Origin of the sequence: Xanthomonas sp. D-109 (assembly GCF_017746095.1) — a bacterium.
In the GTDB taxonomy this organism is placed as follows: domain Bacteria; phylum Pseudomonadota; class Gammaproteobacteria; order Xanthomonadales; family Xanthomonadaceae; genus Xanthomonas_A; species Xanthomonas_A sacchari.
Window position 1 is genome coordinate 156,107 of sequence record NZ_JAGHWV010000008.1, and the last position, 11,212, is coordinate 167,318.

Below are 11,212 nucleotides of genomic sequence, written 5' to 3' on the forward strand. Positions count from 1 at the left end.
CGGGTGAAGTCCTCGGTCGCGGCTGAAGCCGCTCCTACGACGGTTGGCTGCGCCCGGGCTGTGGCCCCACCCGCTATACTCGACGGTTACGCATCATCGACCGGCGCCTCCTGCGCCGGCGCTTCGGACCGAGGAATGAGCAGGCTGTTTAGAGACGTCGAGGGCGGGACCCTGTTCCCGCAGGGAAGCGTGGTCTGCATCGGCGCCTTCGATGGCCTGCACCTGGGCCACCGCGCGCTGGTGCGGCAGGCGACGGCGCGCGCGCGCGAAGCGGGCGTGCCGGCGGTGGCGCTGAGCTTCGAGCCGCTGCCGCGCGAGTTCTTCGCCCCGGCCGCGCCGCCGCCGCGACTGACCCTGGCCCGGGCCAAGGTGCAGGGCCTGCTCCAACTCGGCATCGACAGCGTCGGCCTGCTGCGCTTCGACCGGCGCATGGCCTCGATGAGCGCGGAGGACTTCGTGCAGCGCGTGCTGGTCGAGCGCCTGCGCGCGCGCGAGGTCTGGATCGGCCCGGCGTTCCGCTTCGGCCACAAGCGCGGTGGCGACATCGCGCTGCTGCGCGCGCTGGGCGCCCAGCATGGCTTCGCCGCCGAAGAGATCGCGCCGGTGCACCTGCGTGAGGAGCGCATTTCCAGCACCCGCATCCGCGAGTTGCTGGTAGCGGGGGAGTTCGCCCATGCCGCCGAACTGCTCGGCCGCCCGTATGCGATCGGCGGCCGCGTGGTGCGCGGCAAGCAGCTCGGGCGCACGCTCGGCTATCCCACCGCCAACCTGCGGTTCGCGCGGACCCCGGCGCTGTCCGGCATCTACGCCACCTGGGTGCACGGGGTGGCGGCGCAGCCGTGGCCGTCGGTGTCCAGCTTCGGTACCCGCCCGACCGTGCAGGGCGTGGAGCCGCTGCTGGAAGCGCACCTGTTCGATTTCCAGGGCGACCTGTACGGTCGCCACATCGAGGTGGAGTTCGTCGCCAAGCTGCGCGACGAGGAAACCTTCGCCGATCTGCCGGCGCTGACCGCGCAGATGCACCGCGACGCCGCGCTGGCGCGGCAACTGCTCGCCGAGCCGGCCGCCACGGGCCTGCCGCCCGTGTCCGCCGCCCCGCGTGCGGACCTCCCCCTGAAGACCACCGACCGGTAACTGCCCGTGACCCAGGACTACAAAGCCACCCTCCATCTGCCGGCGACCGAGTTCCCGATGCGCGGCGACCTGCCCAAGCGCGAGCCGGACATCCTGGCGCGCTGGGAGAGCGAGGGCCTGTACACGCGGCTGCGCGACAACGCCCAGGGCCGGCCGCTGTTCGTGCTGCACGATGGCCCGCCCTACGCCAATGGCGCGATCCACCTCGGCCATGCGGTCAACAAGATCCTCAAGGACATCATCGTCAAGTCCAAGTACCTGTCCGGCTACGACGCGCCGTACATCCCGGGCTGGGACTGCCATGGCCTGCCGATCGAGATCGCGATCGAGAAGAAGTTCGGCAAGGTCGGGGTCAAGCTCGATGCCGAGCAGTTCCGGCAGAAGTGCCGCGAATACGCCAACGAACAGATCGACATCCAGCGCCGCGACTTCAAGCGCCTGGGCGTGATCGGCGACTGGGACAACCCCTACCGCACCCTGGACTTCCATTTCGAGGCCAACGAGATCCGCGCGCTGGCCCGGATTGTCGAGAACGGCCACCTGACCCGCGGCGTGAAGCCGGTGCACTGGTGCTTCGACTGCGGCTCGGCGCTGGCCGAGGCCGAGATCGAGTACGCCGACAAGCAATCGCCGACGGTGGACGTGGCCTATACGGCCCGCGACGGCGCGGCGCTGGCCGCCGCGTTCGGCGCGACCCTGCCGGACGGCGCCGAAGTGGCCGTGCCGATCTGGACCACCACGCCGTGGACGCTGCCGGCCTCGCTGGCGGTGTCGCTGGGGCCGGAGCTGATCTATGCGCTGGTCGAAGGCCCGGCCCGCGACGGCCGCCGCCGCTGGCTGGTGCTGGCCGATGCGCTGGCCGAGCGCGCGCTGCAACGCTACGGCGTCGATGAGGTGGTGGTGCACGGCCGCGTCGCCGGAGCGGCGCTGGAGCACCAGGTGCTGGCGCACCCCTTCTACGACGAACGCGACGTGCCGGTGATCCTCGGCGACCACGTCTCCGACACCGACGGTACCGGCGCGGTGCACACCGCGCCCGGCCACGGCCAGGAGGACTACGTGGCGGTGAAGCCGTACGGGCTGCTGGAGCGCTATGGCGCGGCGCAGATCAACCCGGTCGATGCGCGCGGCGTGTACCTGCCGTCGACCCCGGCGGTCGATGGCACGGAACTCGCCGGGCTGCACATCTGGAAGGCCAACGACGTCATCGCCGACCTGCTGGCCGGGCGCGGGCTGCTGTTGGCGCGTGCCAGCATGGTCCACAGCTACCCGCATTGCTGGCGCCACAAGACCCCGATCGCGTTCCGCGCCACGCCGCAGTGGTTCATCTCGATGGAGCAGGCCGACCTGCGCGCCGAGGCGCTGCAGGCCATCGAGGGCGTGCACTGGTACCCGGCCTGGGGCCAGGCGCGCATCGCCGGCATGGTCGCCGGGCGTCCGGACTGGACGATCTCGCGCCAGCGCACCTGGGGCGTGCCGATCGCGCTGTTCGTGCACCGCGAGACCGGCGAGCCGCACCCGCGCAGCACCGAACTGATGCGCCAGGTCGCCGACCGCGTCGAGGAGGGCGGGGTGGACGTGTGGTATGCGCTGGACGCCGCCGAGCTGCTCGGCGACGAGGCGGCCGACTACGACAAGATCACCGACATCCTCGACGTCTGGTTCGACTCCGGCGTCACCCACGAGGCGGTGCTGACCGAGCGTGGCCTGCCCAAGCCGGCCGACCTGTACCTGGAAGGCTCCGACCAGCACCGCGGCTGGTTCCAGTCCTCGCTGCTGACCGGCGTGGCGCTGGACCACGCGGCGCCGTACCGGCAGTGCCTGACCCACGGCTTCACCGTGGACGAGCACGGCCGCAAGATGTCCAAGTCGCTGGGCAACGGCATCGAGCCGCAGGACATCATGAAGACCCTGGGCGCGGACATCCTGCGCCTGTGGATCGCCTCGGCCGACTACAGCAACGAGATGTCGCTGTCGCAGGAGATCCTCAAGCGCAACGCCGACGCCTACCGGCGCCTGCGCAACACCGCGCGCTTCCTGCTCGGCAACCTGCACGGCTTCAACCCGGCCGTGCACCTGCGGCCGCTGCCGGAGCTGGTGGCGCTGGATCGCTGGATCGTGCACCGCGCCTACGAGGTGCAGGAGCAGATCAAGGCCGCCTACGCGCGCTACGACTTCGCCGCCATCGTGCAGGCGCTGCTGAACTTCTGCAGCGTGGACCTGGGGTCGCTGTACCTGGACGTGACCAAGGACCGGCTGTACACGATGGCCGAGGATTCGCTTGGCCGGCGCTCGGCGCAGACCGCGATGTTCCATGTGGCCGAGGCCTTCGTGCGCTGGATCGCGCCGATCCTGAGCTTCACCGCCGACGAGCTGTGGGGCTACCTGCCGGGCGCGCACCTGGGCAACGTGCTGTTCGCGACCTGGTACGAAGGCCTGGCGCCGTTGCCGGAAGACGCGGCGCTGAGCGCGGCCGACTTCGAGCAACTGCTGGCGCTGCGCGAGCAGGTGGCCAAGGTGCTGGAGCCGATGCGCGGCAACGGCGTGATCGGCGCGGCGCTGGAGGCGGAGATCACCGTCGCCGCCGACGCCGCCACTGCGGCGAAGCTGCAGCCGCTGCAGGAGGAACTGCGGTTCCTGTTCATCAGCGGCGACGTGGTGGTGCGCGAGGCCACGACCGACGAGATCTTCGTCAGCGCCCAGGCCACCGAGAAGCCCAAGTGCGTGCGCTGCTGGCATTACCGTGCCGACGTCGGCGCCGACCCGGCGCATCCGGAACTGTGCGGCCGCTGCGTCAGCAACATCGAAGGACCGGGCGAGGAGCGCCGCTGGTTCTGAGTGCCGTCCCCGGCCGCGCGGCTTGCGCGTCGCCGGGGCCGACGGCGGCGCCGTGGCTGCGGCGTCGGCCATCCTTCCTTTCCTTCTTCGCCCAAGGCGGACTTCCCGCATGACCGCACGACCCAACCCCTCCGCCCTGATCTGGCTGCTGTTGTCGGCCGCGGTGATCGGCCTGGACCAGTGGAGCAAGGCCTGGGTGCTGTCCAGCCTGCCCGAGTTCACCGCGGTGCCGGTGATCCCCGGTTTCTGGAACTGGTACCGGACCTACAACACCGGCGCGGCGTTCAGTTTCCTGAGCCAGGCCGGCGGCTGGCAGCTCTGGTTCTTCACCGCGCTGGCGGTGGGCATCAGCGGCCTGCTGGCCTGGTGGCTGGCGCGTACCCCGCGCGGCGAGTGGCGCAGCGCGCTGCCGTACGCGCTGGTGATCGGCGGGGCGATCGGCAACGTGATCGACCGGCTGATGCACGGCCACGTGGTCGATTTCATCCAGTGGTACGTGGGCGAGCATTACTGGCCCTCGTTCAACATCGCCGACTCGGCGATCGTCGCCGGCGCCATCGGCATCGCCCTGTTCGGCGTGTTCGACGGCAAGGCGAAGCGAAAAGCGGGATAATCGGTGCCACTCTCCCTGTCGAAGCGCCTGGCCCCCTGCGGCCGGCGGATCTAGTTATGGATGTCCTGCTCGCCAACCCCCGCGGCTTCTGCGCCGGTGTCGATCGCGCCATCGAGATCGTCAAGCGCGCCATCGAAACCCTGGGCGCGCCGATCTACGTGCGTCACGAGGTGGTGCACAACCGCTTCGTGGTCGACGACCTCAAGCAGCGCGGCGCGATCTTCGTCGAGGAACTGGACGAGGTACCCGACGGCAACACGGTGATCTTCAGCGCCCACGGCGTGGCCCAGGCGGTGCGCCAGGAAGCCGAGCGGCGCGGGCTGAAGGTGTTCGACGCGACCTGCCCGCTGGTCACCAAGGTGCATTTCGAGGTGGCCCGGCACTGCCGCGCCGGCCGCGACGTGGTGCTGATCGGCCACGCCGGCCACCCGGAGGTGGAAGGCACGATGGGGCAGTGGGACCGCGAATGCGGCACCGGCCGCATCTACCTCGTCGAGGACATCGAGCAGGTCGCCACGCTGGACGTGCAGCAGCCAGAGAACCTGGCCTACACCACCCAGACCACGCTGTCGGTGGACGACACCCGCGGCATCATCGAGGCGCTGCGCGCGCGCTATCCGGCGATGCAGGGCCCGAAGAACGACGACATCTGCTACGCCACCCAGAACCGACAGGACGCAGTGCGCGACCTGGCCAGGGAGTGCGACCTGGTGCTGGTGGTCGGTTCGCCGAACAGCTCCAATTCCAACCGGCTCAGCGAGCTGGCGCGGCGCGACGGGGTGGAGTCCTACCTGATCGACGGCGCCGACGAGATCGACCCGGCCTGGATCGCCGGCAAACGCCGCGTCGGCCTCACCGCCGGCGCCTCGGCGCCGCAGGTGCTGGTGGACGGGGTGATCGCGCGGCTGCGCGAACTCGGCGCCGATGGCGTGTCGGAACTGGCGGGCGAACCGGAGTCGATGGTGTTCGCGCTGCCAAAGGAACTGCGGCTGCGCCTGGTCGACTGACGGTCGCGTTCGGTCGCGCGTTTGTGCGCTGGATGGGCGTATCTGTCGTGGCGCGCGTAGGAGCGGCTTTCAGCCGCGACGGGCGTTCCCGGTAAAGCCTGTCGCGGCTGATCCCCGAAAAGGGGACAAGAGCCGCTCCTGCGAGATGACGTGCTGTGTTTCTTCGCCAAAGCTCACTGGCGCTGCATGCCGCGCGGCCGTCCCTGCGCATCGAACTCGATGCCCACGGTCACGCGATCGCCTTGCACGCCATCGGGCATCCAGCGCAGGCGGCCGCGCCGGCCCACCAGCACGTACACGTGATCCACCTTCTTCGGCTCGGCCTGTAGCGCCTCGCGCTGTTCCTGCAGGGCCGTGGCCACCCGGTAGGCGCCCTCGAAATCGATGTCCTGCAGCGCGGCGGTGTCGGTGGCCGGCTTGAGGAACGGCCCGAACATGCGCGGATTCACCGGCGCCTCCTTGTGCCAGGCCTCGTCGTGGAAGCTGTATTCGTCCACGTGGTCCGGCTGTGCGGGGTCCAGCAGTTCGAGTCCGATCCGGTTGTCGTAGAAATGCACGGCATGGAACACGCGCAGGTCGTGGCCCTGCAGGTCGGGCAGGTCCGCCAGCGCCTGCCGCGCCGCGCGCAGCCGCTGCGGGTCGAACAGCAGGTTGCCGCGTGGTGCCGGCGTCGGCGTCGGCGCCGGCTCGGTGTCGGCAGCGCGGGCAGTCGGGGTCGGCGCCGCCAGCGATTGCGGCTTGGAGGGGGACTGTGGGCTCGCCGCCTGCAGGCGCGATCCTGCCTGCAGGGTGGCGCGGATGGTGTCCCAGGCGCCGCCGGCGAAGGCGAGGCCACCGAGCAGCAGCACCACGCCGGCGAAGACCACGGGGGTGGGCGGCGTCTTCATGTCAGCTCCAAGTCGGCGCGGGCGGGGTGTTGCGGGTCGTACAGCACCGACACGGTGTCGCGCGGCAACTGCCCGACGTCGAGCAGCGACACGAACCGTCGCATCGTCGCCTCGTGCGGGTTGCCCGACGCGTCCTCGAACGCCACGCGGAACTCCACCTGCGGCTGCTCGTTGAGGGTGGTGCCGGTCTGGCGCACGTCCAGCACCCGCGCACGCGCGCGCAGGCCGCGGTACTTCAGGGTCTCGTCGGTGGCGTTGCTGCGGATCACGCGCAGGATCACGCGCAGCGCCAGCACATAGCCGTTGAGCACCAGCGCACTCATCAGCAGCGGGTGGTTGAAGGACAGGAAGGTCCAGCCCATGCCGCGGTTCTGCAGGCGCCAGGCCACCACGTAGGCCGCACCGACCAGGACCACCAGCAGCACGGCGCCGGCCGCACGTCGCCACAGGCTGGCGCGGTCCAGCGCCGGCTCGGCGTCCTCCAGCACCAGGTTCGGGGTGGCGCCCGGCGTGGTGCTCAGCCGCAGCGGCACGGTGCGTCCGCTCTCGAAGCGGCGTTGCGCCGGCTTGCGGTCCACGATCAACACGGTGTCGCGGATGGGCGTGCCGGACAGGTTGTCGAAGGCGAGGGTCAGCGACAACTGCGGCCATCCCTTGACCTCGACCCCGGTCGGGGCGGCGCGTTCGATCAACGCCTCGCGGCGCACGCCGTGGGCGAGCAGGTGGCGCACGCGGTGCAGGGCGCGCCCGGGCATCAGCAGCAGCGTGTCCAGGTAGGCGTAGAGCAGGTGCAGCCACAGGCCCAGCGACAGCGCCAGCAGGGTCAGCGCCCATGCGGGCGTGCTGGGCTGGGCCAGCACGCGTGGCCAGTCGCTGGCCAAGTAGAGGATGCAGGGGAAGGGGATGGCGAAAAACAGCAGGAACGCGAGCCAGAACCAGGCGAACAACTTCACGATGAGCACGGGGATGGGTACGACGGGGGCGGGAGGGTAACCCATCGATTGCGGCGCTTGCGCGAAGGCACGGGCAGCGATTGACCCCGGCCCGGGCCGACGCCTAGAATTGCCAGTTCCGCCGGAATAGCTCAGTCGGTAGAGCGGCGCATTCGTAATGCGTAGGTCGCAGGTTCGACTCCTGTTTCCGGCACCAGTTGTATGAAAAGCCCCGGCCTTGGTCGGGGCTTTTTGTTTGGGATGTGCTGGAACTCGTTGATTCGAAAGGGATTGGCTGCAAGGCGATCGTTGGTCGACGCTCATGTTTTGTTGCGGATGGTTCGTGTTCGCACGAATGGGAGGCGCGTTGATCCTGATCACTTGGCTTCATTCCAACTTACATGGAAGCACCTAATTGCCTCACTGATTGAGCCTCCCCCTGGTATCTCGGCGAATTCTCATGGTAGTGGCAAGGTAGTCCTTGATGAGGTACGTTCCGCCTTGGCAGTGAAGCCAGCACAGGGGGATAGGATGCGCGTATCTCAGCAGTACAAGCTAAAACGAAAGCAGGCGGAGCTCGATTTCGTTGACGTTCCTTTGGATACAGATCTTCCAGTTTTTGTGGAGCCCACCGCAATTCGGGCAATGGACACCCCGTGGTCCAGTGAGTGCGTGGCACTCCTTCAGAACTTCTTTAGAAATGTTCTCAGCGCAGTGCAAAAGGGCGACAAAGCTAGGGCTGTCTCGCTACTTGGGGCGTTGAACGAAAGAAATGATTTTCATCTTGGATATTCATCTGGTAAATCGCGTGGCCACGCATTCGGCAAGGGGTCCGCAGGGTCAGTCTGGGATTCACTTCTGACAAGCAAAGCCGCGAAGTCTGGCGTGCTATCTGACTTGGAAGATACCGCCCTTCTCATCGAAGGCGTGGGTGCTGACATGATCTCTGATGCGGTCTGCAACATAATCCGAGCGCCGCTAATTGAGTACACTCAAGACATGTGCCGGTATTACGGCATTCCTGTGGTCTCAAATGTTTCATCAGGCCCCTGCTGGGACATGCAAGCGCAAAGTTGGGTGGCGAGGCATGTGGAGCTTCCCATGCCGAAGGGTGAGAGTCTCGTGTTGGTCCCAAAGTCGATTGTTCGACTCGCGGGTGCTTACGACGCCGGAACCTACTATCGGCATTATTTGTTGCCGGAGCTACAGAAACAACACTTGGCCAGTGGATCTGGTTTGGTAGAAGTGCTGAAGAGTAAGAAGCGAAGGGTTACGAAGACCGCTTTGATGAAGCACTACGGTAAAGACAAAGATGCTGTGGCAAAATTGACGGAGGATAATCCTGATGTCCTCGCGAAATATAAAAAGGCGAAGGCTGCAGATCCTTCACCTCCGATAAGCAATAGTGCGTTCGCAGAGATTGAGAAAGTCGCTAACGTTCAACTGTACGATCTCTATAAGGCGGTGGTAGCTGTCCCTCCTGGAAGAGCCCGTGCCCACGACTATGAGCGAGCTGTCGAAGGCCTCCTTTCGGCCTTGCTTTACCCATCTCTGATACACCCTGTACGCCAAGCGCCAATCAATCAGGGGCGGAAGATTGTCGATCTCCGGTTTTCTAATTCAGCCACGGCAGGCTTCTTTAGTTGGCTTTCAAAGCACTACACCGCGCCCTATGTCTTCGTTGAATTCAAAAATTACACAGCGGATGTTAAGAATCCAGAGCTCGACCAATTGTCTGGGCGGTTCTCAAAATCCGGAGGGCAAGTCGGTATTCTAATTTGCCGTGCGGTTAGTGATCGCAAGAAGATTGATGCTATGTGCAGGGATGCCGCAAAAGATGGGCGCGGCTACATGATCGTGCTTGACGATGCGGACTTGGAGATCCTCGTCAAGTCAACGACCGCGATGCACTACGATACGTCTAGGACAATCCTAAATGATCGCTTCGATAAGTTGGTGCTTTGAGTGATCATCCTGCATGAGCTGTGCGGCGAGACGATTAGATGGCTCGGATTGACGCACTTATAAATCAATTTTCATTGGAGGGGGTGTATGTCGTTTCCGGCCAAGGTGTACAGAATTCTGATTGGCTCTCCGTCAGATGTCGCGGATGAGAGAAAGATCGTTCCGGAGGCACTTCTTGAGTGGAACGTTAAGAACTCCTTTGACAAGAAGACCGCATTTCTACCGACGAAGTGGGAGACTGACGTTGTTCCGATCATGGGGGGGCGTCCACAGGATTTGATTAACAAACAGATTGTTCTGAGTTCTGACATTCTGATAGCCGTTTTTGGTTTGCGGCTAGGAAGCCCTACTGGCAAGGCCAAGAGTGGGACGGTAGAGGAGATACAGACGTTCATGCAGCTTGGGAAGCCTGTGCTTGTTTACTTCTCCAATAAGCCGGTCTCACCTGGTGAACTAAAGAGAAGCGCAGGGCAGCTCGAGGACCTTTGGAGCTTTAGAGATGAGTGCATGAAGAATGGCCTCATCGGTGAATATTCGTCTACCAACGAACTGAAGGAAATGATCATAGGCCACCTCTCCCTCATGGTTGGTCAGTTTGAAGAAAGCGATGTTGGCCCCCCGCGTGTAAAGGTGAGCGACTCGGACTCGATGGTTGCGGTTGCCGCGTCTCCTCAGACGGGGGACTTCACTGTGGCGCCGGTGGTCGTTGACTACAGCGAGAAAGCTATCCTAGTCAAAGGAAACACCGTTCAGTTCAAAGAGAAATTTCTGGCTGTGGGTGGAAAATGGAATGCACAACTTAAAGGTTGGATCTTCTCTAAGAAGCGCACGGATGAAGTTCGGAAAATTCTTGGAATGAGTGCCTAGTTTCGCTTGCTTCTTGTAGTGCATTTCTACATTGCGAGGATCCGTGGAAGGCTGAGCTTTCGCTGACTTTGGATTCGGACGATCCTCATCCAAACACCGCCTCGCATCCTGTCCTAAGTTGGCCCTATCACCACTTACGGACCACCCGCCTCATGGCATTCGCGCTCACCGACGTCCCAGGGAGTTAGGTGAGGTCCGATGCCGTGGTCGAGATGTCACGCTTCCCAATTAATTTAAAGACATTACTTAAAAGCTTTTATATATACAGGGGGCGTGAAATTGCGCCCACATACCCGGGAAATCCTAGCGTTTTGACCTCAGCTACCGGTACGCGCTGCCGTCTCCGGGGAGAGAGTGAGGCTGAGATTGGAGTGCTTTTTCTGAATCCTTAACTCCATCGTTCGTAGAACTGGTGCGGGCGTAGATTTCACAAGCTTGGCTAGATCGAGTGAGTGCCGCTGCGCGCAGGGCTGTTGCACGCTGTCACGGTTGCACGGGAGTTGAACCTCTACCCCATGCGAAGCGCTATCGAAGCGCATGCTACCGGAGGGTAATCCGCTAGATGCGGGCGACTGTGAAGGTTTCACTGCCTGCAATAGCAAGGGTTGGCGGCCATGTATGAAGCGTGCGGTGGTGTTCGACCTTGTAGGGGTAGCGATAAGTTTTACGGCTCAAGTCTCATCTTTTGCGACTGATATGTACAAGGATGCAACAGACAATCGCCGGGATGGCCGCATGGATCGTTGGACGTGGATGATGGTAAAGATGTATGCGCCCGCATTTGGGGCTTTGGCGCTGGGGCTGCTGCTGATGCTGCCGCTGGGAATGCTCCGAGAGAGTCCGTTGCTTGCAGGGGTGTACACGATGGCGCGATGGCTCCCGGCGTTGGCTATCGCGGTATCGGTCACCGTTGCACTTCTCGCTACTCTAAGGCTTTGGCGCTGGGATCAAGGGTGCAGCGCTTTGGTT

The 11,212-nt window shown here is 64.5% G+C and carries 8 protein-coding genes and 1 tRNA gene; 7 read left to right on the forward strand and 2 right to left on the reverse strand.

Going from position 1 to position 11,212, the window contains the following annotated elements:
- The first annotated feature begins 135 nt into the window (after positions 1 to 135).
- The 4 genes from J7357_RS08890 (at position 136) to ispH (ending at position 5,592) form a co-directional block, all read left to right on the forward strand.
- On the forward strand, positions 136 to 1,134 hold the full coding sequence (locus J7357_RS08890) for a bifunctional riboflavin kinase/FAD synthetase (RefSeq protein WP_209245842.1): 999 nt from the start codon (positions 136 to 138) through the stop codon (positions 1,132 to 1,134).
- Between the two features lie 6 nt (positions 1,135 to 1,140).
- The gene (gene ileS, locus J7357_RS08895) at positions 1,141 to 3,972 is read left to right on the forward strand and encodes an isoleucine--tRNA ligase (RefSeq protein WP_209245843.1); all 2,832 of its coding nucleotides are present in this window, start codon (positions 1,141 to 1,143) and stop codon (positions 3,970 to 3,972) included.
- Between the two features lie 109 nt (positions 3,973 to 4,081).
- On the forward strand, positions 4,082 to 4,585 hold the full coding sequence (lspA, locus tag J7357_RS08900; RefSeq protein WP_010341163.1) for a signal peptidase II: 504 nt from the start codon (positions 4,082 to 4,084) through the stop codon (positions 4,583 to 4,585).
- A gap of 56 nt (positions 4,586 to 4,641) precedes the next feature.
- Positions 4,642 to 5,592, forward strand: a complete 951-nt coding sequence (ispH, locus tag J7357_RS08905) for a 4-hydroxy-3-methylbut-2-enyl diphosphate reductase (RefSeq protein WP_150409294.1) — start codon at positions 4,642 to 4,644, stop codon at positions 5,590 to 5,592.
- 173 nt (positions 5,593 to 5,765) lie between these two features.
- Here ispH and J7357_RS08910 read toward each other — a convergent pair whose 3' ends face one another.
- The gene (locus J7357_RS08910; protein WP_209245844.1) at positions 5,766 to 6,479 is read right to left on the reverse strand and encodes a hypothetical protein; all 714 of its coding nucleotides are present in this window, start codon (positions 6,477 to 6,479) and stop codon (positions 5,766 to 5,768) included.
- Positions 6,476 to 7,432, reverse strand: coding sequence for a hypothetical protein (locus J7357_RS08915; RefSeq protein ID WP_209245845.1), 957 nt, complete (start codon positions 7,430 to 7,432; stop codon positions 6,476 to 6,478). The genes J7357_RS08910 and J7357_RS08915 overlap by 4 nt, the downstream gene beginning before the upstream one ends.
- Before the next feature lie 120 nt (positions 7,433 to 7,552).
- Here J7357_RS08915 and J7357_RS08920 point away from each other — a divergent pair.
- The 3 genes from J7357_RS08920 to J7357_RS08930 all read left to right on the forward strand — a co-directional run bounded on the left by J7357_RS08920 (position 7,553) and on the right by J7357_RS08930 (position 10,243).
- Positions 7,553 to 7,628: transfer RNA gene (locus J7357_RS08920), tRNA-Thr, on the forward strand.
- 314 nt (positions 7,629 to 7,942) lie between these two features.
- On the forward strand, positions 7,943 to 9,376 hold the full coding sequence (locus tag J7357_RS08925) for a hypothetical protein (protein WP_209245846.1): 1,434 nt from the start codon (positions 7,943 to 7,945) through the stop codon (positions 9,374 to 9,376).
- Positions 9,377 to 9,463: 87 nt separating this feature from the next.
- Positions 9,464 to 10,243 carry a hypothetical protein gene (locus J7357_RS08930; protein WP_209245847.1) on the forward strand — a complete coding sequence of 260 codons (780 nt, stop codon included), beginning with the start codon at positions 9,464 to 9,466 and terminating at the stop codon, positions 10,241 to 10,243.
- The last annotated feature ends 969 nt before the right edge of the window (positions 10,244 to 11,212 follow it).

What these genes read in the sequence shown, in the direction of transcription:
- J7357_RS08890 (WP_209245842.1), top strand. Translation starts at nt 136, where the DNA reads ATGAGCAGGCTGTTTAGAGACGTCGAGGGCGGGACCCTGTTCCCGCAG.
- J7357_RS08910 (WP_209245844.1), bottom strand. Translation starts at nt 6,479, where the DNA reads ATGAAGACGCCGCCCACCCCCGTGGTCTTCGCCGGCGTGGTGCTGCTG.
- lspA (WP_010341163.1), top strand. Translation starts at nt 4,082, where the DNA reads ATGACCGCACGACCCAACCCCTCCGCCCTGATCTGGCTGCTGTTGTCG.
- ispH (WP_150409294.1), top strand. Translation starts at nt 4,642, where the DNA reads ATGGATGTCCTGCTCGCCAACCCCCGCGGCTTCTGCGCCGGTGTCGAT.
- J7357_RS08925 (WP_209245846.1), top strand. Translation starts at nt 7,943, where the DNA reads ATGCGCGTATCTCAGCAGTACAAGCTAAAACGAAAGCAGGCGGAGCTC.
- J7357_RS08930 (WP_209245847.1), top strand. Translation starts at nt 9,464, where the DNA reads ATGTCGTTTCCGGCCAAGGTGTACAGAATTCTGATTGGCTCTCCGTCA.